Annotated in this window: 31 protein-coding genes; 19 read left to right on the plus strand and 12 right to left on the minus strand. The window is 67.7% G+C overall.

Annotated elements, in window-relative coordinates; genetic code table 11:
* Positions 1-9: 9 nt before the first annotated feature.
* Positions 10-849, minus strand: coding sequence for an oxygenase MpaB family protein (locus PFX90_RS08455; RefSeq protein WP_285711970.1), 840 nt, complete (start codon positions 847-849; stop codon positions 10-12).
* A gap of 116 nt (positions 850-965) precedes the next feature.
* On the opposite strand from PFX90_RS08455, the gene cobS reads away from it, so the two are divergent.
* From cobS to PFX90_RS08470, 3 genes are read left to right on the plus strand one after another with little or no spacing between them, the layout of a single operon-like run.
* Complete coding sequence (gene cobS, locus PFX90_RS08460) at positions 966-1943, plus strand: cobaltochelatase subunit CobS (protein ID WP_285711971.1); 978 nt, start codon at positions 966-968, stop codon at positions 1941-1943.
* A 3-nt stretch (positions 1944-1946) separates the two neighbouring features.
* A complete protein-coding gene (locus PFX90_RS08465; RefSeq protein WP_285711972.1) occupies positions 1947-2639 on the plus strand; it encodes a TonB family protein in 693 nt (230 codons plus the stop codon).
* A gap of 44 nt (positions 2640-2683) precedes the next feature.
* Positions 2684-4855 (plus strand): transglycosylase domain-containing protein, encoded by a 2172-nt coding sequence (locus PFX90_RS08470; protein ID WP_285711973.1) that lies wholly within the window; start codon positions 2684-2686, stop codon positions 4853-4855.
* A 154-nt stretch (positions 4856-5009) separates the two neighbouring features.
* On the opposite strand, the gene PFX90_RS08475 is transcribed toward PFX90_RS08470, so the two are convergent.
* The 11 genes from PFX90_RS08475 to pyrE all read right to left on the minus strand — a co-directional run bounded on the left by PFX90_RS08475 (position 5010) and on the right by pyrE (position 11781).
* Complete coding sequence (locus PFX90_RS08475) at positions 5010-5405, minus strand: PaaI family thioesterase (RefSeq protein ID WP_285711974.1); 396 nt, start codon at positions 5403-5405, stop codon at positions 5010-5012.
* Entirely contained in the window at positions 5398-5880 is a 483-nt protein-coding gene (locus PFX90_RS08480; protein WP_285711975.1) for a PaaI family thioesterase, read from the minus strand. The genes PFX90_RS08475 and PFX90_RS08480 overlap by 8 nt, the downstream gene beginning before the upstream one ends.
* Positions 5881-5975: 95 nt before the next feature.
* Entirely contained in the window at positions 5976-6158 is a 183-nt protein-coding gene (locus PFX90_RS08485) for a hypothetical protein (RefSeq protein WP_285711976.1), read from the minus strand.
* The gene (gene ruvX, locus PFX90_RS08490; protein ID WP_285711977.1) at positions 6159-6647 is read right to left on the minus strand and encodes a Holliday junction resolvase RuvX; all 489 of its coding nucleotides are present in this window, start codon (positions 6645-6647) and stop codon (positions 6159-6161) included. It abuts the gene before it with no gap.
* Positions 6629-7774, minus strand: a complete 1146-nt coding sequence (locus tag PFX90_RS08495; protein WP_285711978.1) for a DUF3089 domain-containing protein — start codon at positions 7772-7774, stop codon at positions 6629-6631. The genes ruvX and PFX90_RS08495 overlap by 19 nt, the downstream gene beginning before the upstream one ends.
* Before the next feature lie 21 nt (positions 7775-7795).
* Positions 7796-8683, minus strand: a complete 888-nt coding sequence (gene lepB / locus PFX90_RS08500) for a signal peptidase I (protein ID WP_285711979.1) — start codon at positions 8681-8683, stop codon at positions 7796-7798.
* 9 nt (positions 8684-8692) lie between these two features.
* On the minus strand, positions 8693-9097 hold the full coding sequence (gene acpS, locus PFX90_RS08505) for a holo-ACP synthase (RefSeq protein WP_285711980.1): 405 nt from the start codon (positions 9095-9097) through the stop codon (positions 8693-8695).
* The gene (locus PFX90_RS08510; protein WP_285711981.1) at positions 9094-9378 is read right to left on the minus strand and encodes a pyridoxal phosphate biosynthetic protein; all 285 of its coding nucleotides are present in this window, start codon (positions 9376-9378) and stop codon (positions 9094-9096) included. Before PFX90_RS08510 ends, acpS begins: the two co-directional genes overlap by 4 nt.
* A gap of 1 nt (position 9379) precedes the next feature.
* A complete protein-coding gene (locus PFX90_RS08515; protein WP_285711982.1) occupies positions 9380-10123 on the minus strand; it encodes a pyridoxine 5'-phosphate synthase in 744 nt (247 codons plus the stop codon).
* Entirely contained in the window at positions 10120-11190 is a 1071-nt protein-coding gene (locus PFX90_RS08520) for a serine hydrolase domain-containing protein (protein ID WP_285711983.1), read from the minus strand. Before PFX90_RS08520 ends, PFX90_RS08515 begins: the two co-directional genes overlap by 4 nt.
* A 9-nt stretch (positions 11191-11199) precedes the next feature.
* Positions 11200-11781, minus strand: a complete 582-nt coding sequence (gene pyrE / locus PFX90_RS08525; RefSeq protein WP_285711984.1) for an orotate phosphoribosyltransferase — start codon at positions 11779-11781, stop codon at positions 11200-11202.
* Positions 11782-12027: 246 nt separating this feature from the next.
* Between pyrE and coxB the strand changes: the two genes are divergently transcribed.
* The 16 genes from coxB (at position 12028) to PFX90_RS08605 (ending at position 23803) form a co-directional block, all read left to right on the plus strand.
* Positions 12028-13035 carry a cytochrome c oxidase subunit II gene (gene coxB / locus PFX90_RS08530; protein ID WP_285711985.1) on the plus strand — a complete coding sequence of 336 codons (1008 nt, stop codon included), beginning with the start codon at positions 12028-12030 and terminating at the stop codon, positions 13033-13035.
* Positions 13036-13070: 35 nt separating this feature from the next.
* Positions 13071-14780 (plus strand): cytochrome c oxidase subunit I, encoded by a 1710-nt coding sequence (gene ctaD, locus PFX90_RS08535; protein WP_285711986.1) that lies wholly within the window; start codon positions 13071-13073, stop codon positions 14778-14780.
* Between the two features lie 97 nt (positions 14781-14877).
* Complete coding sequence (locus PFX90_RS08540; RefSeq protein WP_285711987.1) at positions 14878-15804, plus strand: heme o synthase; 927 nt, start codon at positions 14878-14880, stop codon at positions 15802-15804.
* Positions 15801-15932, plus strand: coding sequence for a hypothetical protein (locus PFX90_RS08545; protein WP_269135577.1), 132 nt, complete (start codon positions 15801-15803; stop codon positions 15930-15932). The genes PFX90_RS08540 and PFX90_RS08545 overlap by 4 nt, the downstream gene beginning before the upstream one ends.
* Positions 15932-16531 carry a cytochrome c oxidase assembly protein gene (locus tag PFX90_RS08550; RefSeq protein ID WP_285711988.1) on the plus strand — a complete coding sequence of 200 codons (600 nt, stop codon included), beginning with the start codon at positions 15932-15934 and terminating at the stop codon, positions 16529-16531. Before PFX90_RS08545 ends, PFX90_RS08550 begins: the two co-directional genes overlap by 1 nt.
* Before the next feature lie 31 nt (positions 16532-16562).
* On the plus strand, positions 16563-17432 hold the full coding sequence (locus PFX90_RS08555) for a cytochrome c oxidase subunit 3 (RefSeq protein ID WP_285711989.1): 870 nt from the start codon (positions 16563-16565) through the stop codon (positions 17430-17432).
* Between the two features lie 71 nt (positions 17433-17503).
* A complete protein-coding gene (locus PFX90_RS08560; protein ID WP_285711990.1) occupies positions 17504-17806 on the plus strand; it encodes a DUF983 domain-containing protein in 303 nt (100 codons plus the stop codon).
* On the plus strand, positions 17803-18402 hold the full coding sequence (locus tag PFX90_RS08565; RefSeq protein WP_285711991.1) for an SURF1 family protein: 600 nt from the start codon (positions 17803-17805) through the stop codon (positions 18400-18402). Before PFX90_RS08560 ends, PFX90_RS08565 begins: the two co-directional genes overlap by 4 nt.
* 11 nt (positions 18403-18413) lie before the next feature.
* Positions 18414-19823 carry a threonine synthase gene (thrC, locus tag PFX90_RS08570; protein WP_285711992.1) on the plus strand — a complete coding sequence of 470 codons (1410 nt, stop codon included), beginning with the start codon at positions 18414-18416 and terminating at the stop codon, positions 19821-19823.
* Entirely contained in the window at positions 19823-20710 is an 888-nt protein-coding gene (locus PFX90_RS08575) for an RsmD family RNA methyltransferase (RefSeq protein WP_285711993.1), read from the plus strand. Before thrC ends, PFX90_RS08575 begins: the two co-directional genes overlap by 1 nt.
* A gap of 130 nt (positions 20711-20840) precedes the next feature.
* On the plus strand, positions 20841-21224 hold the full coding sequence (locus PFX90_RS08580; protein ID WP_066532321.1) for a dihydroneopterin aldolase: 384 nt from the start codon (positions 20841-20843) through the stop codon (positions 21222-21224).
* Positions 21225-21228: 4 nt separating this feature from the next.
* Positions 21229-21546 carry a Rossmann fold domain-containing protein gene (locus PFX90_RS08585; RefSeq protein WP_285711994.1) on the plus strand — a complete coding sequence of 106 codons (318 nt, stop codon included), beginning with the start codon at positions 21229-21231 and terminating at the stop codon, positions 21544-21546.
* Positions 21539-22597 (plus strand): GTP 3',8-cyclase MoaA, encoded by a 1059-nt coding sequence (gene moaA / locus PFX90_RS08590; RefSeq protein WP_285711995.1) that lies wholly within the window; start codon positions 21539-21541, stop codon positions 22595-22597. The genes PFX90_RS08585 and moaA overlap by 8 nt, the downstream gene beginning before the upstream one ends.
* A 3-nt stretch (positions 22598-22600) precedes the next feature.
* Positions 22601-22852 carry a MoaD/ThiS family protein gene (locus tag PFX90_RS08595; RefSeq protein ID WP_285711996.1) on the plus strand — a complete coding sequence of 84 codons (252 nt, stop codon included), beginning with the start codon at positions 22601-22603 and terminating at the stop codon, positions 22850-22852.
* Complete coding sequence (locus PFX90_RS08600; protein WP_285711997.1) at positions 22852-23298, plus strand: molybdenum cofactor biosynthesis protein MoaE; 447 nt, start codon at positions 22852-22854, stop codon at positions 23296-23298. Before PFX90_RS08595 ends, PFX90_RS08600 begins: the two co-directional genes overlap by 1 nt.
* A gap of 70 nt (positions 23299-23368) precedes the next feature.
* On the plus strand, positions 23369-23803 hold the full coding sequence (locus tag PFX90_RS08605) for a hypothetical protein (RefSeq protein ID WP_285711998.1): 435 nt from the start codon (positions 23369-23371) through the stop codon (positions 23801-23803).
* Positions 23804-23880 lie beyond the last annotated feature (77 nt).

Raw genomic sequence — 23880 nt, forward strand, 5'->3', positions numbered from 1 at the left:
TGACGCTCTTCAAGACTGCCGGAACGCCCAGCGCAAGGTGCGGCCCATGCCCCAGGTGGCGGCGCGTGCGGGAAGTGCGGCGAGCACCGGGCGCTGGAGGTTCAGCATCGCCGCGGCCCATGGGGGCAGCATCGCGACGGCGTCCGCGGTGATCATCGTCTGCACGGCAAGCGGCGTGCCCGGCGGGCGCTGGCTGAGCACCAGCTGCGCGACTTCGCGGGCTTCCTTAGAGGTGGCAAGATCGCGGCGCAACTCGCGGAAGATCCTGTCGGCCTCCGCCCGCGTCTCGGGCACCGGATCGGCGCCGAGGGCGCGCGCGATGACGGCGAACTGGCGGTAATATTCGTCCTGCTCTGCGACCGGCATCGCGGGGCGGACATGGCGGATGTAGCCCGCAAGGAAGCTCTGCGCCTCGGTGACGTGAACCCAGGCGAGGGTGCGCGGATTGGTCGCCTCGTAGGCCGTTCCGTCGGGGAGGGTGCCGCCAAACTTGGCATGGATGCGGTTCACCCGCTCGATCGCCTGCATCGCCGCGTCGCGGTGGCCAAAGGTCGTCACCGCGATGAACCGCGCCGTGCGCCGCAGGCGACCGTGCATGTCCTCGCGGAAGTTCGAATGGTCGAGCACGCCCTGCAGCGCATGGGGGTGGAGCATCTGCAACAGCAGCGCGCGCACCCCGCCGGTCATCATGCCGACGATGTCGGCGTGCACCTGCCGGATCGGCGTATCGCGCGGGAAGAGCGCCTCGTCCGAGGGCGGGGTGGGCTGCTGGCCGTTCGCGGTGTCGTGAAACACCCCGCGCACCTGCGAGACCAGCTTCAGGCGCAGCGATTCTACCGGATCGGGCATGGGAGGAATATAGGCGTGAACCGCGGGGACGGAAGGCGCGCTCGTCAAATTGCGAGGCAGGCTGGTCAATCCACCGCTTGCAGCCTCGCGCCATGCCGTTTAACCGTCCGCCCGCAATGACCACGATCCCCTCCGGCGCCAGCGCCATGCCCACCCAGCCCGACACCACCATCGATGTCCGCGAGACCTTCGGCATCGATGTCGACTGGCAGGTTCCCGCCTTCTCGCAACGCGACGAGCACGTGCCCGAGACCGACGGCGCTTACGTCTTCGATCCGGACACCACGCTGGCGATCCTCGCAGGCTTCGCGCACAACCGCCGGGTGATGGTGCAGGGCTATCACGGCACGGGCAAGTCGACCCACATCGAACAGGTCGCCGCGCGCCTCAACTGGCCGAGCATCCGCGTGAACCTCGACGCGCATATCAGCCGCATCGACCTCGTCGGGCGCGATGCGATCGTGCTGAAGGACGGGCTTCAGGTGACCGAGTTCAAGGAAGGCATCCTGCCCTGGGCGCTCCAGCACCCCGTGGCGCTGACCTTCGACGAATATGACGCGGGCCGCCCCGACGTGATGTTCGTGATCCAGCGCGTGCTCGAATTCGATGGCCGCCTCACGCTGCTCGACCAGAACCGCGTCATCACGCCCAACCCGTTCTTCCGCCTTTTCGCCACCACCAACACCGTGGGCCTTGGCGACACCTCGGGCCTCTATCATGGCACGCAGGCGATCAATCAGGCGCAGATGGACCGCTGGAACATTGTCGTCGCGCTCAACTATCTGAAGCCCGATGTGGAGCAGCAGATCGTCAAGTCGAAGACCCCGCAGGCCGACGACAAGCTGATCGCCGACATGGTCAAGGTTGCCGAACTGACCCGCCAGGGCTTCATGAACGGCGACATCTCGACCGTGATGAGCCCGCGCACCGTGATCACCTGGGCGCAGAACGCGGCGATCTTCGGCTCGACCGGCTTCGCCTTCCGCCTCAGCTTCCTCAACAAGTGCGACGAGGCCGAGCGCACGCTGGTGGCCGAATACTATCAGCGCGTGTTCGGCGAGGATCTGCCGGAAGGCGCGGGGAAGAAGCGCTAGGCGATGCGGCGGGCGCTGCTGCTGCTGGGTCTTGCGGCAAGTCCGCTGGCCGCGCAGCTGGCCGTGCCCCCACCGCCGCCGCGCACGGTGCCGATGGCGCCCGAGCGCAACCCGCGCCCGGCCTCGGCGCAGCGGATCGCAGCGGTCGACATTCCGCAGGCCGCCAAGGACGAAGGCCACAACGGCACCGCCACCTACACCGCGCGCGTGGGTGCCGATGGCAAGCTGATCGCGCTCGCGCTCAAGGAAAGCAGCATGTCGCCCGCGATCGACGCCGCGGTGAAGGCGCGCGCCGAGACGCTTCGGTACTTCGCCGCGACCGACAAGGACGGCAACAAGGTCGAAGGCAGCGTTGACGTGCGAGGCAGCTATGCCCGCCACGATGCCGACAGCCCGGGTGGCGGGATCGCGACCTATACCTGCGGCGATCTGGTGCGCGAGTGGGACTGGTTCACCGCCGCCAATGCCGGACCGCGCAAGCTGTTCTGGCCCCATAACGCCTATACCTCGCTGACCTCGATCGAGGCGATGCGGCAGGGCACGACACCGAGCCGCGAGGACCGGCTTCTGGCGCGGGCGCAGCGCGAGGCCTTGTGGCTGAAGCTCGTCAAGCGCTGCCGCAAGAAGCCCGCCCGGCTGATGCTCGAAGAGGTCGATCAGCCCGAAGCCTATGCCAATCTCGTCAATTCGTTCTGACCGCTTGCAGGCAAGTGTCCTAGGCTGGTAACACAGCCTCCACCATGGCGTTCTTCGACCGATTCTGGAAAGGCTCGCGCGCCGGTGCTCCCGATGGGACGGGCGCCACCAACGGCTTCTTCCCGACCTACGAGAGCACGCGCCCCCTCGATGACGAGGACGACGATCTCCCGCGCCCGCGCGTGTCGGCCGACCCGGCCTATGACGACTGGGACGCCAAGCTCGCGGGCGTCGACGAGGCGCTCGCCGCGACCGAGAAGAAGCGCCTGCGCTGGTGGCAGCGCGATTACTGGCGGCAGCGGAGCAAGCTGTGGTGGACGGGGCGGGGGATCATGGCCTCCTTCGCGCTGCTGGCCCTGCTGATCGGCTGGCTGACCGTCACCGCGCCGCTCTCCAAGAGCCTCGAGCCCATCGCCCCGCCGCAGGTGACGCTGCTGGCGAGCGACGGCACGCCGATCGCGCGGCAGGGGGCGATCGTCGAGGCCCCCGTCAAGGTCAAGGACCTGCCGCCGCACGTGGTCCAGGCCTTCATCGCGATCGAAGACCGGCGGTTCTACAGCCACTGGGGCATCGACCCGCGCGGCATCGCCCGGGCGGTGTGGACCGGCTATGGCGGCGGCTCGACCATCACCCAGCAGCTCGCCAAGTTCACCTTCCTCACCCCCGAGCAATCCATCACCCGCAAGGCGCGCGAGGCGCTGATCGCGCTGTGGCTGGAGGGCTGGCTGACCAAGGACGAGATCCTCGAACGCTACCTCTCCAACGCCTATTTCGGCGACAACCAGTACGGCCTGCGCGCCGCCTCGCTTCACTACTTCTACCGCCAGCCGGAGAAGCTCAGGCCCGAGCAGGCGGCGATGCTCGCGGGGCTACTTCAGGCGCCCTCGCGCTATGCCCCCACCAAGCATTACGACAAGGCCAAGGCCCGCATGGACCTCGTCGTCAAGTCGATGGTGGACGAGGGCTACCTCACCCCCGCCGAGGCCAAGGCGCTGCCCGATCCGCGCATCGACGTGCGCACGCGGGACGACAACCTGCCGACCGGCACCTACTTCGCCGACTGGGCCCTGCCGCTCGCCCGCGAAGGGATGGACGCGAGCTATTCGACCCAGACCCTCACCACCACGCTCGATTCGCGGCTCCAGGCGCTCGCCAGCCGGATCGTCGCGCGTGCGCCGCTGGGCGGTGCGCAGGTCGCGCTGGTCGCGATGCGCAAGAACGGCGAGGTCGTGGCGATGGTCGGCGGGCGCGACTACAAGGCCTCGCCCTTCAACCGCGTCACCCAGGCCCGCCGCCTGCCGGGCTCGACCTTCAAGACCTTCGTCTACCTCACCGCCCTCGAGGAAGGCTGGGAGCCCGACGACACAATCCCCAACACCCCCATCACGCAAGGGTCTTACCGCCCGAAGAACGCGCGCGAGCAGTACTCCGCCCAGATCACGCTGGAGGACGCCTTCGCTTCCTCCTCCAATGTCGCCGCCTTCCGGCTGTTTCAGGCGGTGGGGAGCGACAAGGTGATACGCACCGCGCGCCGCCTCGGCATCACCGCGCCGATGACCGAGGGCGACCCCAGCCTCGCGCTCGGCACCTCCTCGATGACCCTGATGGAGCTCACCGCGGCCTATGCCGGCATTGCCGCCAATGCCTACCCGGTCGAGCCCCACGCCTTCCCGCGCGGCGAGCGCAGCTGGTGGGAGTGGATCACCTCCGGCTCCAGGTCGATGTCCTCGGGCGTCCACGAGGACCTCGAGGGGATGCTGCGCGCCGCGATCAACCGCGGGACGGGGCGGGGGGCCTCGCTCCCCATCGCCAATTTCGGCAAGACCGGCACCACCCAGGACTACCGCGACGCGCTGTTCGTCGGATATGCGGGCGACCTGGTGGTCGGGGTGTGGATCGGCAAGGACGACAACACGCCCCTCAATGGCGTCACCGGCGGCAGCCTGCCGGCGCGCATCTGGCGCGACTTCATGCTCTCGGCGCTCAAGATCGAGGCCGCGCCCGCGCCGCAGGCCGAGGACACCCCCGATCCCGAAGGCCCGGTCCAGCCGCTCGACGTGATCGAGGGCGAGATCCCGCTCGGGCAGGACGGCACCAGCATCAAGGTCGACGAGAACGGCGTCTCGCTGCGGCAGGACGGCGTCCCGGTCGAGGTGCGGGTCGAGGAGGGCGGAGTGGTCGTCAGGCCTGCCCCCGCGCCCACGCCGCCGCCGTAGCGCCGTTCATCCAGCGGCGTGTTGGAGACAATGAGACACTGTCCAGAGGCGGAAAAAGCTGCCCGGCGCAGGCCGTCTTCGAAGCAGTCAAATTGGCGATGCGACCCTTCATACCCGCGACCCTGACAGGCGCGGGCCGTGTAGGAAAATGCTTTCAGACCATCAGGATGTTCATCACGGCCGTCGCGATCGGGCGGCTGCGGTCGGACTGCCACGCCTCCACGGTCACATTGGCATTGCGCCGCCCCAGCCGGGTGATGCGCCCCACCGCGAAGCTCGCCTGCGATTTGCCCGCGGCCAGATATTGCACGGTGATGTTGATCGGCTTCAGCACCGGGTCGCGTCCCGCCGCGTTCAGCGCGGTGCGCAGCGCGGCGTAGCCCGCGTTCTCGAGCAGGCCTGCCGTGGCCCCGCCGTGGAAGTGCTGCGGGCGGCCTTCGACCATCGGGCCGAAATCGACCGTCAGCACCGGCATCCCGCCCTCGTCCCCGCCGGTGAGGGCGAGACCGAGCGAGCGGGCATAGGCGGGGAGCTCCAGCCGGTCAGCCATTGCCGCCTCCCCTCAGTGCCGGGTTGGCCTCGCGCGGATCGGCGCCGATGGTCATGAAGCAGCCTGCCACGTGCGCGACCGGATCATCCGGGCTCTCGTCATAGGCGATCCCGCGCACGAAGGCGGCCGAGCGCGTTATGCGGTAGCATTCGACGCGCCCCCGCACGCTCGCCCGCTCGCGCGCGGGGCGCTGGTAATCGACCCTGAGATCGAGCGTCGCGACCGGCTGGAAGGTGCCGCGCGTCTGCCAGATCGCCATTCCGCTCGCCATGTCCATCAGGCTGATGATCGGGCCCGAGGCGAGCACGTGCTGGCTCGAATCCCCGATCAGATCCTCGCGCCAGGGCAGTTCCAATTCGACCCAGTTGTCGCCCTGCTCGGTGAACCTGAGGCCCAGCCAGCCGGTATGGCCGTGGCGGAAGAACCACTTCGAGGCCTCGCGCGCGTCGAACCGGGGGGTGGGGGGTGTGGTCATGGGGGAGCGCATAGGGCGAGGGGCGGGCGGCGCGCAATGGCGGAATTGCGAGGGCACTCTTGTCTCCCCCTCCCTCAAGGGAGGGGGACAGCAGGTCAGCCGACAAGCATTGCCACGCCCCACACGATCAGCGCCACCACCAGCGCGATCAGGAACAGCCGCCAGCAGCCCCGCCGCCGTCGTCGCCCGCTGTTTGCCGAATAGCTGAAATCGCCGAGCGCCTCGATCGCACCCTCGGCGACATCGCCGATCACCTCGCCGATGCCGTCTTCGACCACCTAGAGCACGCCCCCCGCCAGCCGGTCGATCGCGCCCTGCAGGATCACCGCAGCGGCATGGCTGTCGATCGCGGCGGCGCGTTTGGCGCGGCTCATGTCCTGGCCGATCATTGCGGCCTCGGCGGCCTGGGTCGACCAGCGCTCGTCCCACAGCAGGACGGGGAGCGCGAAGGCCTCGGCCATGTTGCGGGCATAGGCGCGGGAGGCCTGCGCGCGCGGGCCCTCGGTGCCGTCCATGTTGCGGGGGAGGCCGAGGACGATGCCCTTGACGGAGCGGCTGCGGATCAGCTGGCCGAGGGTCTCTCGGTCACGGCCCCACTTGCCTCGGCTAATGGTGGTGCCGTTGGTGGCGAAGCGCCAGCCCGCATCGCAGGTCGCGGTGCCGAGCGTCTTGGTGCCGAGGTCGAGGCCGAGAAGGACGCCGCCCGTCTCGCCCACCGCCTCGGCAAAGCCGCGGGCGTCCTCGAAGATCAACGGGCGGGTTTCCACGCGCCCACCCGCCGCGCCACGTCCGCCTTGGTGTTCGCCCAGAACAGCGGCAGATCGTAGACGTGGTAGTTGTTGCCCGGCAGCACGTAGCTGCCCATCTCGGGGGCCGGGCCGATCAGCAGCAACCCGCGCTTGTCGCAGGTCGCGGGGACGAGGCCGGGCTGGAGCGTGCCCTTCTCCAGCGTCTCCTCGGGCACCAGCGTCCCAAGGTTGGCGCTCGCGGGCGCCGTGCCGCCGGTAAGGCCGGTGAGCGGGTTGGTGCAGAGCATCGGCTCGGCGCCCGGCAGCTTGCCGTCGAGCGCGGGGGCGCTTTCATAGGCCTCGAGCACCAGTGAAGGGTCCGCAGGTTCGCCGAAGCTCGACCAGCCGAGCACGCACCCGGTCTGGTCGGCGGCGGTGCAGGCGGGGGTGCCCATGACGGGGAGGTCGTGGAGCGGCGAGACCGGCCAGCCTACCACATAGGCAGCGACCAGCCGCTGGGCGAGGGGGGTGCCCTTTACTTCCTCCGCTAGCAGCCGCTTCAGATGCAGCGCCCCTTGCGAATGGCCCGCGAGGACGATCGGCGTCTTGGGGTCGACGCTAGAAACGAAGAAGCGGAACGCCTCGCGCACGTCGGCATAGGCGGCATCGATGGCTTGTCTGCCCTCGGGCGCGTCGGTGAGGAAGGCGCCGAAGGTCGCCTGACGGTAGCGCGGGGCCCAGATCTCGGTGGCGGCGTTGAAGGGGCTCGCCATGCCGCGCAGATAGATGCGGGCGATGCGCTCGGCCTCGGGATCGCCGCCGTTTTCGAGCGGGGCGTTCCAGCTCGCACGGTTCACGTAGCTGGTGGGGTGGACGAAGAAGACCGCGAATTGCTGCTTCGGCTCTGCGGGGGTGGGGAGCAGGCCCCGGTCGCCCGCATAGGCGGGCTGCCAGCGCGCCGGGTCACTCGTGCCGATGCCGGGGCGCGAATACCACAGCTTGGGGTCTTCATAGGCGTTGGCGGGCAGCGGCGTGACCGGCGTGAAGGCCGCCGTGGGCACCATCGCGAGCCGGGTCAGCTCGGCCGGGAAGCGCGCCAGCAGGAAGGCGCCCGCGATCACGAGGATAATGCAGAAGGCGAAGAAATAGAGGAACTTGCGGGCCATGGTTCGCGCGGCGCCTTCGGTCTACTTGGCCGCCTTGCCTTCCGCGAGGGCGGGCCTGAGGGTAGTCCACGCCCGGTCGCCGCGCAGGCTGGTGTACCAGCTCGCCGGGTTCCAGGTTGTCGAGCCGTCGAGGCTGAAGGTGATGAACTCGGCGCGCCCGCCGATATTGGCGAGCGGCACCGCGCCGCCGAGCCCGCGCGGCAAGGGCGCACGGCTGTCGGCGCTGAGGTCGCGGTTGTCGCCCATCACGAAGACGGAGTCGGCCGGCACCTTGTAGGGCCCGAAATTGTCGAGCTCCTGGTTGATGAAGTCGATGGTGAGGAAGGTCGCGCCGTTGGGGAAGGTCTCGCGGTAGGCGGGCACGTCGAAGTAGTCCTTGCCGTCGGGGCCGGTCTTGCGGAACTGCTCGAAATTGTCGAGGCAGGGGCGCTGGCCGCCCTCGTCGGCGCACATCAGCTCGGGCTCGAACGGCAGGCGGACGGAGGGAAGCTGCTCGCGCTTGATGGGCGTGCCGTTCAGGTAGATCAGCCCGTCGCGCACCTCGATCGTGTCGCCCGGACGGCCGACCACGCGCTTGATGTAGTCCTCGTCGCGCTCGGGGTGGACGGGGATGACGATGTCGCCATATTCGGGGGTGGCGGGCCAGATGCGGGTGCTCGAGCGCGGAAGCAGGTGGAAGCTCGCCGAGGCCCAGGACCAGCCGTAGGGATACTTGCTCACCACCAGCCGGTCGCCCACCCACAGGTTCGGCATCATCGAGGTCGAGGGGATGTAGAACGGCTTGGCGACGAGGCTGTGGAACGCCAGCACCGCGAGCAGCATCAGCGCAAGACCGCGGATCTCGGCGAACCAGTTGATCTTTTCCGGGGTTTCGCTGTCGGTCACTTGCGGGCTTTCGATGGTCGCCATGGGGAGGGCCTAGAGGAGGGGGATGGCTTCGATGATCACGAAGGCCTGTGCCCATGGGTGATCGTCAGTGAGGGTAAGGTGAATGCGCGCCTCATGGCCTTTTGGGCAGATTTCTTCAAGCCGCAAAGCCGCCCCGCCGGTGAGCATCAAGGTCGGCGCGCCCGATGGAGCGTTGACGACGCCGATGTCCTTCATGAAGACGCCGCGCTTGAACCCGGTGCCGACGGCCTTGGAGAAGGCCTCCTTGGCGGCGAAGCGCTTGGCGTAGGTGCCCGCGATGGTGAAGGGGCGGCGGCGCGCCTTGGCGATCTCGGTCGCGGTGAACACGCGGTTCTCGAACCGCTCGCCATAGCGCGCGAGGGAGTTGGCGATCCGCTCGATATTGCAGAGGTCGGAGCCCATGCCGATGATCATTTGAACGCCCTTATCACCACCGCGACCAGCAACCCCACCGCAACCACGTGCAGCATCACCTGCGCCTTGAACAGCGGGTGCGCGAAGTCGCCCTTGGCGATGCGGATCGCGCCGACGAAGCCGAAGATCATCAGCGCGAGCCAGCCGACCGCGAAGACCATCATCACGCCGGTATTGAGCGCAAAGCCGAGGAAGCCCACCGCCAGCAGGAACAGCGCCGCTGCGCCGAAGGCCCAGCGCTTCTGTTCGCCGGTCAGGGCGGGGAGGTCGGGCTCGGCCAAGTTAGCGCGCCTCGTCCATCAGCTCGCGCATCCGGCGGATCGCGTTTTCGAGGCCGACGAACACCGCCTCGCCGATCAGATAGTGGCCGATATTCAATTCCGCGATCTGCGGGATGGCGGCGATGGGCTGGACGTTGTCGAAGGTAAGGCCGTGGCCCGCGTGGGGCTCGATCCCGTTCTTGGCGGCCAGCGCTGCCATGTCGGTGATGCGGCGCAGCTCGCGCGTCACGCGCTCGCCGTCGCCATCGAGGAAGGCGTGGGCATATTCGCCGGTGTGGAATTCCACCACCGGCGCGCCCAAGCGCAGCGCTGCGTCCAACTGCCGCTCGTCCGCCTCGATGAACAGCGAGACACGGATGCCCGCCGCGCGCAGTTCCTCGCAGATTGGAACGAGGGTGTTGTGCATCCCCGCCGCGTCGAGCCCGCCTTCGGTGGTGCGCTCCTCGCGCTTTTCGGGGACGATGCAGGCAGCGTGGGGCTTGTGGCGCAGGGCGATGGCGAGCATCTCGGGCGTCGCCGCCATTTCGAGGTTCAGCGGCAGGTCGGTCGCCGCCTGGATGCGCGCCAAGTCCTCGTCGCGGATATGGCGGCGATCTTCGCGCAGGTGCGCGGTGATCCCGTCGCCGCCGACGCTCGCTACGATCTCGGCCGCGCGAACGGGATCGGGATGATCCCCGCCGCGCGCGTTCCTGATGGTGGCGACGTGGTCGATGTTGACGCCGAGGCGCAGGTGGGAGGGGGTCATGAGGCTCCTTGCGGGCAGGCGGCGGCGGCGAGCAGATCGTGGGCAAAGCCGCTGCCCTGCCACACCTCGCCGAAATCGAAAGGCTTGGCTTGCGAGAAGGCGACGACTGCGATCTTGCGGTCGGGCAGGATGAAGTTGCGCACTTGCACCGCGCCGATATCGCCGCGGCGCTCGACGATTTTCACAGGTTCTGCGCAGCCCTTCAGCGGCACCTCGAACACCCACTGGCCGAGCGCCATGTAGCCGAGCGCAGGATCGCCGCGCCACATTTCGGCAAGCGCCGCAGGGCCCAGCAGTTCCCCGCGCATCAGGGCGTTGTCGATGGCGATAATGTCGCGCAAGCCCCCATAGAGGCCCGCCGACGCGCCATAGGTCGAAAGGTCGATCTGCGGCTCGCGCTCGCCGTCGATGAAGCCCCAGCGTGTCCACGCCTCGCCCGGATAGGCGCCGGGGGTGTCGAGGTCGAGCGGTGCGGCGATGTCGCGCAGGAACAGCTTGTCCCACGTGACGCCGGTCACCGCTCGCAGGACTGCGCCCAGCACCATGTAATCGCAATTGTTGTAGGCCCAGTTGCCGCCCGCAGGGCCGGTGACGGGGCCGGCGCAGAATCCGGTGATGGGGTCGCGGCTGCCGGTGAAGCCGGGCTCGTGGAAAGCGGGCGTGTCAGCCGGGTTGGGCAGGCCTGCGCGGTGCTGGAGCAGGTTGCGGATCGTCGCGGTGCCCGCATTGGCCGAGCCGAAGGCGGGGAGATAGGCCGCGACCGGCTTGTCGAGATCGATCGTGCCGCGCTCCACCTGTTGCATCACCAGGATCGCGATCATCTGCTTGGTGACCGAGGCCCAGCGCCAGGTCAGACCGTCCGCGTCGGACCGTGCGGGCTCGGGCAGCAGACCGGTATGGCCGTAGCGGTAGAAGTCCCTGTCCTCGACGCGGGTCGAGATGGCGACGTCGCCGTCGAACTTCGCCTGTTCGATCACCGCATTGACGCGTTCGGCATCGAAATCGTCGGCCATCGCCCCCTGAGGAAGCGCAAGTGCCGCGAGGGCGAGGGCGAGAGGGCGGATCATGGGGGGGCGCTATTCCTTGCGGCTGCCGGGTTTGGTTACCTCTACGGCCGCCAGCGCTGCGGGGATGTCGGATTCGTCATAGGTGGGAAAATCGATGGCGAGCAGCGGATAGAAGGGCACGCCCAGATCGACCGACCCGCAGGAACGGTCGATGATTGCGCATTCGGCGATCACCTCAGCCCCTTCGCGCGCGACGGCGGCGATGGCCTCGCGGCTGGAGAGGCCGGTGGTGACCACGTCCTCGACCATCAGCACCTTTGCTCCCGGCGTCAGGGCAAAGCCGCGGCGCAGGTGGAAGACGCCCTCGGGGCGCTCGAGGAACAGCGCGTCCTTGCCCAGCGCCCGGCCAACCTCGTGGCCGATGATGATCCCGCCCATCGCCGGGGAGACGACGACGTCCACCTTTTCAATGACTTCGGCGGGGATGGCGGCGACCACCGCCTCGGCGATCCGCGCGGCGCGCGCCGGATTCATCAGCACCCGCGCGCATTGCAGGTAATGGCCGCTGTGCCGCCCCGAGGAGAGCTTGAAATGGCCCTCCAGCAGCGCCCCCGAGGCGCGGAACTCGGCCAGAACTTGCTCTTGATTCACGGACGAACTCCTTGGAAGGCCTAGGGATTGGCACCAGCTTGCGTGCGCGGCACGGCCCGATGCATAATTTTCTCCCTAGAAGCGCTTGAGGCCCTCGGCAAGCATCGCTAAGGGCGGGGATTGAAGCTGGCCTCAGGGCCGGCCAAACGCTGTCCGACGTGGGTCTTTAGGGGGCCGGCCGCCGGGCGGTATGGGATCAGATTCGAACCACTTGGACACAGTCTCATGGGTCAGAGGGACACCCGTATGAAAAATGCTATCCTGGCAGTGGTCGCTGCCGGGCTCGCGGCGCTGACGCCGCTGAGCGTTGCAGCGCAGGACGCTGCCGCACCCGCAGCTCCCGTGGCCGCCGAAGCGCCGGCCGCGACGACTGCGGCTCCCGCTGACCCCGTTGCGCCTGCGGCTCCCGAAGCCAGCGCCTACACCCCGATGAAGCCCACCCCGGGCAAGGGCATGCCGACCTCCTACGAGGACGATCCGGTCAAGAGCCTGCATTTCCAGGACCAGTATTCGGCCAATGGCGAATATGCGCTGTGGATGCATGACGTCATCCTGCTGCCGGTGATCACAGCGATCAGCCTGCTGGTGCTCGCCCTGCTGCTCTACGTGGTGGTGCGCTTCAACCGCAAGGCCAACCCGGTCGCCTCGAAGACCACGCACAACACCATGATCGAAGTGGTGTGGACGATCCTGCCGGTGATCATCCTGGTGGTGATCGCGGTGCCCTCGATCACCCTGCTGGCGCGCCAGTACGAGACCCCGCCCGCCAATGCTGTCACCATCAAGGCGACCGGCTACCAGTGGTACTGGGGCTACACCTATCCCGATCACGGCGAGATCGAAGTGATCTCGAACATGCTCGACGAGGCCGCTGCGGCGAAGTCGGGCGAGCCGCACCAGCTGGCGGTCGACAACCGCATGGTCGTGCCCGCGGGCGTGCCGCTGCGGATCCAGACCACCGCGTCGGACGTGATCCACGCCTTCGCGGTGCCCTCGCTGTGGTTCAAGATGGACGCGGTGCCGGGTCGCCTGAACGAGAAGCTGCTGACCATCAAGGAGCCGGGCGTCTATTACGGCCAGTGCTCCGAGCTTTGCGGCGCGCGTCACGGCTACATGCCGATTGTCGTCGAAGCGCTTCCGCCCGCTGAATTCGCCGCATGGGTGAAGGCGCAGGGCGGCACGATGCCCGGCGAGGCGGAAGCGGCTCCGGCTGCTGCCCCCGCCGCCGAACCCGCCGCGAACACCGCCGGCTGAACCGACTAGATTTGACCTGAGAAGAGTAGCTGATCATGGCAACCACCGCTGAAGGCTTCGACGCCCACCACGATCATGCCCACGGGCACGATCACGCGGACCACAAGCCGGGCTTCTTCGCCCGCTGGTTCATGTCGACCAACCACAAGGACATCGGCACGATGTACCTGATCTTCGCGATCATCGCGGGGATCGTCGGGGGTGCCATCTCGGGCATCATGCGTGTCGAGCTGCAGGAGCCGGGCATCCAGTACCTGCAGTGGTGGGCCCAGTTCATGGGCGGCGGCAATGATCTGAACACGGCGCTCCACATGTGGAACGTGTTCATCACCGCGCACGGGTTGATCATGGTGTTCTTCATGGTCATGCCGGCGATGATCGGCGGCTTCGGCAACTGGTTCGTGCCGCTGATGATCGGCGCGCCGGACATGGCCTTCCCGCGCATGAACAACGTCTCGTTCTGGCTGACGGTGGCGGGCTTCTTCTCGCTGCTTTTCTCGCTCTTCGTTCCCGGCGGCACCGGCCCAGGCGCGGGCACCGGCTGGACGGTCTATGCGCCGCTTTCGACCACCGGCTCGGTCGGGCCTGCCGTGGACTTCGCGATCTTCTCGCTGCACCTTGCGGGCGCTGGCTCGATCCTGGGTGCGACCAACTTCATCACCACCATCTTCAACATGCGCGCGCCGGGCATGACCCTGCACAAGATGCCGCTGTTCGTGTGGTCGGTGCTGGTCACCGCCTTCCTGCTGCTGCTGGCGCTGCCGGTGCTCGCGGCCGCGATCACCATGCTGCTGACCGACCGCAACTTCGGCACCACCTTCTTTAACCCGGCCGGCGGCGGTGACCCGGTGCTCTACCAGCACCTGTTCTGGTTCTTCGGCCACCCGGAAGTCTACATCATGATCCTGCCGGGCTTCGGCATGATCTCGCAGATCATCGCCACCTTCTCGAAGAAGCCGGTGTTCGGCTATCTCGGCATGGCCTACGCGATGGTCGCGATCGGTGTCGTCGGCTTCATCGTCTGGGCGCACCACATGTACACCGTGGGCCTCGACGTGAACACGAAGATGTACTTCACCGCCGCCACCATGGTCATCGCGGTGCCGACCGGCGTGAAGATCTTCAGCTGGATCGCGACGATGTGGGGCGGCAGCCTCAGCTTCAAGTCGCCGATGGTCTGGTCGATGGGCTTCATCTTCCTGTTCACCGTGGGCGGCGTGACCGGCGTGGTGCTCGCCAACGGCGGGATCGACGACAACCTGCACGACACCTACTACGTCGTGGCGCACTTCCACTACGTGCTGTCGATGGGCGCGGTGTTCTCGATGTTCGCCGGGTTCTACTACTGGTTCCCGAAGATGAGCGGGCGGATGCACTCCGAGCTCCTGTCGCACATCCACTTCTGGACCTTCTTCGTCGGCGTGAACGTGATCTTCTTCCCGCAGCACTTCCTCGGGATGCAGGGCATGCCGCGTCGTTACCCCGACTATGCCGAAGCCTACCACTTCTGGCACCAGATCAGCTCCTACGGTTATTACATCATGGCCGGCTCGATGCTGTTCTTCTTCGTGAACATCCTCTACTCGCTGCTGGCGGGCAAGAAGGCCGAAGCGAACCCGTGGGGCGAAGGCGCGACAACGCTCGAATGGACCCTTCCGAGCCCGCCGCCCTACCACCAGTTCGAAACGCTGCCGGTGATCACCGACGCGCACGATTACCACGATCACCGTCCCGCGACCGCCTGAGGCGCGAGGGCCTGATCGGCCCCTTACCGGGGGCACCACGAACGAGGGGGAGCGCGGTTCGAAGCCGCGCTCCTTCGCAATGGAACCGCTAGGATAAATGGCAAGCACCGCACCCCAGACTGCCGCCAGAATGCCCGCCGAGTGGCGCGATTTCCTCGCGCTCACCAAGCCGCGGGTGATGACGCTGGTCATCTTCACCGCGATCTGCGGCGTGCTGGCGGCACCCGGCAGCATCCACCCGATCATCGCCTTCACCGCGATCCTCGCGATTGCGATGGGTGCGGGCGGATCGGCGGTGCTCAACATGTGGTGGGAAGCCGATATCGACGCCGGCATGAAGCGCACCATGAACCGCCCTCTGCCCGGCGGGCGGATGCGGCGCGAGGACGCGCGCGATTTCGGCATTTTCCTGTCGGGCGTGTCGGTGGTGCTGATGGGTCTCGCGGTGGGCTGGCTGGCCGCGGCGCTGCTCTTCGGCGCGATCATCTATTACGCCGTGATCTACACCATGTGGCTCAAGCCGCGCACCCCGCAGAACATCGTCATCGGCGGCGGCGCGGGCGCTTTTCCGCCGCTGATCGGCTGGGTCGCGGTCACGGGTGACATCACCGCGATGCCGCTCCTCCTGTTCGCGATCATCTTCTTCTGGACGCCCCCGCATTTCTGGGCGCTCGCGCTGTTCGTGCAGACCGATTACGCCAAGGTCGGCATTCCGATGCTGCCCGTGGTCGCGGGCGAGCGGGCGACGCGCAACCAGATCATGGGCTATACCCTGCTGCTCGCGCCGATCGCGATTGCGCCGTGGTATATCGGGGGCACGAGCTGGATCTACGGCTCGGTCGCAGTGGTGCTTTCCGCGCTGTTCGTCATTCTCGCCATGCCGGTCTTCACCCGCACCCGCGCAGAGGTTGACGCGATGACGCCGGAAAAGACCCTGTTCAAGTTCTCGATCGTCTACCTCTTCGTGCTGTTCGCCGCGCTCGTGGCGGACCGTGTCGCCGCCTACCAGGGGTGGATCGCATGACCCCCGAAGAGGAAAAGGAATTCCTGCGCCGCCGCAAGGCGCGCAACCTCGTGGTTGCGGGCACGCTGCTGTTCTTCGTCGTCCTGTTCTACGCCATCACGATGGTGCGGATCGGGGGACAGGGCTGATGGCGAGCGCCGCGCCCCTTCCGGCAGATGCCAACCGCAGCAACCTGCGGGTGGGTGCGCTGGCGTTCCTGGGGGCGCTGGCGATGCTGGGACTGGGCTATGCCTCGGTGCCGCTCTACCGCCTGTTCTGCCAGGTCACCGGCTTCGGCGGCACGACCATGATCGCGTCCGAGAGCAAGGCCGCCGCCGCCGCCGCTGCCGCGACGGGCCAGAAAATCTCGATCCGCTTCGACGCGACGACCGCGATGGGGATGCCGTGGACCTTCCACCCCTCGCAGGCCACCGACACCGTCACCATCGGCGAGCGCGACATCGCCACTTACGTGGCGCGCAACAATTCCGAGCACACCATCACCGGGGTTGCCACCTTCAACGTCACCCCCGAACAGGCCGGCAAGTATTTCAACAAGGTCCAGTGCTTCTGCTTCACCGAGCAGACCCTCGCCCCCGGGCAGGAAGTGACCATGCCAGTGCTCTATTTCGTCGATCCGGCGATGCTGAACGACCCCAACATGAAGGGTGTCGAACAGATCACGCTGAGCTATACCTTCCACCGCTCCGAGACGCCCGCCGACGCGGCGCCGAAGAGCACGAATTGATCCGCTGAACCAAGGGACGGGAACCTTACACATGGCTGGCAAGGCAAACCACGATTACCACATCCTCGAACCCGATATCTGGCCGCTCGTCGGCTCGATCGCGGCGCTGACCTTCACCAGCGGCATGGTGCTGAGCTTCCACCCCGAGGTGTTCGGGTCGAGCGGCAAGATCGTGCTCGGCCTCGGCCTTGCAGGGCTGATCGCGACCTTCTTCATGTGGTTCAAGAACATCGTGGTCGAAGCCCAGCGCGGCGATCACACTCCGGTGGTGCAGCTCCACCTGCGCTACGGGATGATCCTGTTCATCGCGTCGGAAGTGATGTTCTTCGTCGGCTGGTTCTGGAGCTTCTTCGACTTCGCGCTGTTCCCGGCCGCGCTCGAATATGACCACACCACCGGCGCGACGACGAGCCTGTTCGGCACCGATGGCGCCGTGGCAGCCTTCATCCCCGAAGGCATGCACGTGCTCGATCCCTTCGCGCTGCCGCTGCTCAACACGCTGATCCTGCTGTGCTCGGGCACCACGGTGACTTGGGCGCACCACGCGCTGATCCACGGTGACCGCCAGGGCCTCAAGCAGGGCCTGTGGGCGACCGTCGCGCTCGGCGTGCTGTTCAGCGCGATCCAGGCCTACGAATATTCGGCCGCGCCCTTCGGCTTCGGCGGGAACACCTATTCGAGCGCCTTCTACATGGCGACCGGCTTCCACGGCTTCCACGTGCTGATCGGGACGATCTTCCTCTCGGTCTGCCTCTACCGCGCGTACCTCGGCCACTTCACCCCGCGCCAGCACTTCGGCTTCGAAGCGGCGGCGTGGTACTGGCACTTCGTCGACGTGGTGTGGCTGTTCCTGTTCGTCGCCATCTACGTCTGGGGCGGCTGGGGCGCCGAATACCACTGATGAATGCGGGGCCTTCCGGTCCTGAGCAAAACAAGGGGCAGCCGGGACTCGTCTCGGCTGCCCTTTCCGGTTTGTGCCCCCGCTGCGGCGCGCGGACGCTGTTCGAGGGGTCGGCGCAATTGGCGGACACGTGTTCGGCCTGCGGGCTCGATATCCTGAGCCTCGAGCGGGGCGGGCGCTTCGTCGGCGTGCTGACGATGCTGCTGGCTTTGGTGCTGATCATGGCCGCGCTCGCCACCGACGAATGGCTGCGCCCGCCGCTGTGGGCGACCTTCCTGTTCTGGGGGCCGGTGACCGTGGCGAGCGTCGTCTTCGCCCTGCGGTTCTGGAAGACCATGTGGGTCTATCATCAATACGAAGAGAGCCAGCCATGACCGCCCGTCGCGTGCCCATTTTCTCGACCATCGTGGTGATCGCTGCGTCGCTGACCATGGTGGGTCTCGGCGTCTGGCAGCTTGGCCGCAAGACCGAGAAGGAAGCGCTGATCGCCCGCTACGAGGCGGCGATCAGCAATCCCGATCCCGTCACCTATCCGGCCGCATCGCAGGCGGCGGTCGATGCCGCACTCTATCGCCGCAGCAGTATCGACTGCGCCTTTACCAGCGGCGACTGGCGGTCGATCTCGGGCCGCAACGCCAAGGGGCAGAGCGGATTCGTCCACATCGTGCTGTGCGGGATCGACAAGGGACCGCCCCGACAGGATCGCACCGCCTACGTTCAGGTCGGATGGTCGCGCGATCCTGCCGCGCCCAAGTGGGAGGGCGGGCCGGTCAGCGGGTGGATCGTGCCCAATTCGGAAGGCTTCGCAAGGCTGGTCGCCGACCCGCCCCTCGCGGGTCTTGAACCCAACGCCGCCCCCGATCCCGGCGACCTCCCCAACAACCACCTCGCCTACGCCGTCCAGTGGTTCTTCTTCGCCGCGACCGCGCTCGTCATCTACGTGCTGGCATTGCGGCGGCGAGGGCGCTAACCGGCGCTCCCATGCAATACGTCTCGACACGCGGCAGCGCACCGGCGCTCGATTTCGAAGGGGTCACCCTTGCAGGGCTCGCCAGCGACGGGGGGCTCTATGTGCCTGCCGAGTGGCCGCGTTTCAGCCCCGACGAGATCCGCGCGATGCGCGGCCTTGCCTATCCCGATCTCGCCGCGCGGATCATGGCGCCCTTCGTGGCGGGGAGCCTCACCGAGGACGAACTCCTGGCGCTCACCCACAAGGTCTATGGCGATTTCGGCCATGCCGCCGTCACCCCGCTGGTGCAGCTCGACGCGCAGCACTGGTTGCTCGAGCTGTTCCACGGGCCGACTCTCGCCTTCAAGGATGTGGCGCTGCAACTGCTCGGCCGCCTGTTCGAGACCTTCCTCGCCCGCCGCGACCAGCGCCTCACCATCGTCGGCGCGACCAGCGGCGATACCGGCTCGGCGGCGATCCAGGCGGTCGCGGGGCTCGAGCGGGTCGAGATCTTCATGCTCCACCCGAAGGGCCGGGTCAGCGACGTGCAGCGCCGCCAGATGACCACGGTGCGCGCGCCCAATGTCCACAACCTCGCGATCGAAGGCAGCTTCGACGACGCGCAGGCGCACGTGAAGCGGATGTTCACCGATAGCGACGTGATCCACACCCTGAACCTCGGCGCGGTCAATTCGATCAACTGGGCGCGGCTGATGGCGCAGGTGGTCTATTACTTCGCCTCCGCGCTGCAACTGGGCGCGCCCGAGCGGACGGTGGCCTATTCCGTGCCGACCGGCAATTTCGGCGATGTCTTTGCGGGCTATGTCGCGGCGAAGATGGGGCTGCCCATCGAGCGCCTGATCGTCGCCACCAACATCAACGACATCCTCCACCGCGCGCTTTCGGCGGGGGACTATTCGGCGGACGGCGTGACCCCCACCATCACCCCCTCGATGGACATTCAGGTCTCTTCCAATTTCGAGCGGCTGCTGTTCGACGCGGGCGGGCGTGACGGGGCAGCGATGGCCGAGCAGATGCGCGCCTTCGAGGCCTCCAAGGCGATGCAACTGACCAACGCGCAGGCGCAAGGCGCATCGGCCCTGTTCACCAGCGCGCGGGCCGATCAGGTCGAAACCGCGCGCGCTCTCCAATGGGCCTACCGCGCGGCGGGTCAGGTGATCGACCCGCACACCGGCGTCGGCCTCCATGCCGCGCGTGCGCTTGCCGATGCGGGCACCGTGCCCGCCGGCGTCCCGCTCGTCACCCTCGCCACCGCGCACCCCGCCAAGTTCCCCGATGCGGTCGAGCGCGCGGTCGGCATGCGCCCGGCGCTCCCCGCCCGTGTCGGCGACCTGTTCGGGCGCGAGGAAAGCTTCGTCGAGATCGCCGGCGATTACGCCGCCACCCGCGACTACGTGCTCGGCCACGCCGGGAACGCCTGATGGCGGCCCTCGTCCAGCAGCCGCTGGTGATTGCGTGCGAGGGGTGGGACGGGTATCGCCTCCTCGACAGCGGGGCAGGGCGCAAGTGGGAGAGCTTCGGCCCCCATTCCTTCATCCGCCCCGAACCGCAGGCCCTGTGGCAGCCGCGCGTGCCCGACTGGCAAGCCGACGGCGAGTTCATCCCCGGCTCGGACGAGGACGGCGGCGGGCGCTGGCAGTTCGCGCAGCGCCTGCCCGATGAAGGCTGGGAGCTCGCCTGGAACGAGGTCCGCTTCACCGCCCGCCCCACGCCCTTCCGCCACCTGCAATTCTTCCCCGACATGGCCCCGGTGTGGGAGTGGATGCGGGAGCAGCTCGGGGGGATGGACTCGGCCGAGACCATGAACCTGTTCGGCTACACCGGCCTCGGCACGCTGGCGCTGTCGCGGCACGGCAAGGTGACCCATGTCGATGCCTCGAAGAAGTCGGTCGCCCAGGCGCGCGAGAATGCCGCGCTCTCCGGCATGGCCGAACGCCCGATCCGCTGGCTGACCGACGACGCCGCCAAATTCACCGCGCGCGAGGTGCGGCGCGGACGGCGCTATGACGGGATCATCCTCGATCCCCCCAAATTCGGCCGAGGGCCCGAGGGCGAGGTGTGGCGGCTGGAGGAGCACTTGCCCGGCCTCGTCAAGGACTGCGCGCGGCTGCTCGATGGCCAGAGCCGCTTCCTGTTCCTCACCGTCTACGCCGTGCGCATGAGCAGCCTTGCGATCGCGGGGCTCTTGGAAGAGGCACTCGGCCACCTGCCGGGGGTGATCGAACACGGCGACCTCGCGGTTCAGGAAGAGGGTGAGGGCGGCAGGCTGCTGCCGACGGCGATCTTTGCGCGGTGGTCGAACCCCTGACGGGCCCACCCCCGGCCCCTCCCGCAAGCGGGAGGGGTGAAGGCGTCCCCCTCCCGCTTGCGGGAGGGGTTAGGGGTGGGCACGAGCCAACACTGGACTCGGCGCCCCCATCCTGCCAACGGGCGCGGCAATGACCGATAGCCTTACCCTCGAAGTCAACGATCTCGTCGTCGATGTCCTGACCGGCATCTATTCCGAGGAGACCGGCAAGCCCCAGCCGCTGCGCATCTCGATCGCGGCGCGCTACAAGGTGGCGGACCGCTACGATCCCGATACGCCTCTGGAAGCGTCCAAGAACTACATGGACCTGAAGTTCGCCGCCTCGGAAGGCCTGCCCAAGGGGGTGCACTTCAAGCTGATCGAGGCGGTCGCGGATCACATCTGCGAGACGCTGTTCGTGGGCGATGCCAAGGTCGAGGCGGTGACGGTCAAGATCGTCAAGCTCGCCATCGCCGAGGCGGACGAGCAGATCGGCATCACACTCCACCGCCAACGCCGCGCGGATCACGGCTGAGGCGATGCAGCGGCAGCTCGCGGTCACCCTGCTGCCTGAAGCCGCGCTCGATGCGCAGACCGCCTTCATGGCGCTGCACCTCGAGGCCGCGCGGGCGCTGCTGGCCGAACCGGATACCACCGCGCTCGCCATCGTCCTGCCGCCGGCGCCCCGCGACCACCGCGACTGGCGGCTCGCGCTCGCCCGCGATCTGGCGCGCGAGGCGGCACCCAGACGGGTCAATATTGTCTCTGCTCACCATGGCGAGGCGCTCGCGGCGACCTTGCGCTTTTTGGCAGATGCGCCCGGGGTGACAGGGCAGTATCTGGTATGCCATGAATGAGCCCGTGTCGCATCCCGAACCCCGCAAGCCCGATCTGATCCTCGTCGGCGATCGCCCGCGCCCGCTGGTCGACGGCTTCATGCGGCGCATCACCTATCTGCGCCTCTCGGTCACCGACCGCTGCGACCTCAGGTGTTCCTATTGCATGCCCGAGCGCATGACCTTCCTCCCCAAGAAGGAGGTCCTGAGCCTCGAGGAGCTCTATGATCTCGCCACCGGCTTCATTGCGCGGGGCGTCACCAAGATCCGCATCACCGGGGGCGAGCCGCTGGTGCGGCGGGACATTATCGACCTGTTCACCGCATTGGGACGCCGCATCGGCCATGATCTGGAAGAGCTGACCCTCACCACCAACGGCACCCAGCTTGGCGTTCACGCCGAGGCGCTGGCCAAGGCGGGGGTCAGGCGGGTCAACGTCTCGCTCGACACCCTCGACCGCGCGAAGTTCGCCGAGCTGACCCGGCGCGACAGCCTGCCGCAGGTGCTCGAAGGTATCGCTGCGGCCAAGGCGGCGGGGCTCAAGGTCAAATTGAACGCCGTGGCGCTGAAGGGCGTCAACGAGGAGGAACTGCCCGATCTCATCGCCTGGGGCCATGCCGAGGGCCACGATGTCACCCTGATCGAGGTCATGCCGCTGGGCGATGTCGAGGAGGAGCGGCTCGACCAGTATCTCCCGCTCGACACCGTCCGCGCGCAGCTTGAGCAGCGCTGGACGCTCACCGACTCCACGCACAAGACCGGCGGCCCCTCGACCTATGTCGACATTGCCGAGACCGGGGGCAGGCTCGGCTTCATCACCCCGCACACCGGAAACTTCTGCTCGGGCTGCAATCGCCTGCGCGTTACTGCCACCGGCCAGCTCTACCCGTGCCTTGGCGGCGGCGAGCGGGTTGACCTGCGCGCGGCGCTGCGCTCGGACGACCCCGAGACGCAGCTGGCCGCCGCGCTCGACGAGGCGCTGCGCATCAAGCCCGAGAAGCACCATTTCCGCATGGACCAGCGCGGCGCGGCCCCGGCGTTGGCGCGGCATATGTCGATGACGGGGGGCTGAGGCGTGGCGACCGTCGTCCTCCTCGGCAAGCTCGCCGATCTGGCCGGCGCACCCTCGCTCGCCTTGCCGCTGCCGCTGATGGCGGAGCTCGGTTGGGAGGGGCTCAAGGCCGCGCTTCCGCCCGCGCTGGCTGAAGCGATCGAGGACCCGCGGGTGCGCGTCGCGGTCAATGGTGCGCTGCTGGCCAACAAGGCGAAGCTCCAGGCCAATGCGGGCGACGAGATCGCGCTGCTGCCGCCGGTATCGGGTGGCTGATGCGCGACATCCGCCTGCTCGACCGGATGTTCATTCCGGGCACCCTGATCGGCCCCTTCACCAACGCCAACCCCGGCCTTGGCGGGGTCTGCACCTTCGTGGGCGAGGTGCGTTCGGACACCGGGGTCGAGGCGCTCGAACTCTCGCACTACGAACCGCTGACCCTGCCCGGGATGCACGAACTGGCGGACCGCGCTTTCGCGCGCTTCACCCTCATGGGCCTCCTGATGGTCCACCGCGTCGGGCTGATGCGTCCGGGCGAGCCGATCGTCTGCGTCTCGGCCGCCGCGCTCCACCGCCGCGATGCGATCGACGCGGTCGACTTCTGCATGGACCACTTGAAGAGCGCCGCGTGGTTCTGGAAGCGCGAGCTTAGGGACGGCCAATGGCACTGGATCGAGCCGCGCGCGCAGGACCACAGCGATCTTGCACGCTGGCAGGCGTGATTTGACCGCGATCAAAGCAGGGGCGCGGGCCGCAGGGTAAATCCTTCCCAACATCGGAAAGGATCACACCATGAGCCACATCGTCCACGACCTCCTCGCCAAGGGCGACGCGCGGATCGTCGAAGCCCCCGAAGCCGCACCGCGCCATCAGGTCGAGGCCGACCGCAATTTCGGCCTCCCCACCGCGCTCTACGGCGCGACCGTGGCGGGCTATCTCGGCTTTCTGCTGGTGGTCGGCAGCGCCTTTGCCAATCCGGTGCTGGCGATCCCGATGGCGATCTTCGTCGTCTTCATCATCGCCGGTTTCGGCATCCCCGCACTGTGGACGCGGCTTGCGGGCAACACTTCCGAGCCCCAGACCCTCGGCGAGTTCGAGGCGAAGGGCATCCAGACTGCCACCGGCCGCCTCGCGGCGAAGGATGCGAGCATTCAGGTGCTGATCCTGCCGGTGCTGCTGGTGTGCTGGGGCCTCGCGGTGGCGGTGATCGCCGCGGTGGTGCGCTGACCTGACAAGTCCCCCCTCGGGGCGGCCGCTCCTCTCCCCCGCAGCCGCCCCGACCCTTTGCCCCGGCTCGCGCAAGC

Origin of the sequence: Erythrobacter oryzae (assembly GCF_030271515.1) — a bacterium.
Classification (GTDB): domain Bacteria; phylum Pseudomonadota; class Alphaproteobacteria; order Sphingomonadales; family Sphingomonadaceae; genus Erythrobacter; species Erythrobacter oryzae.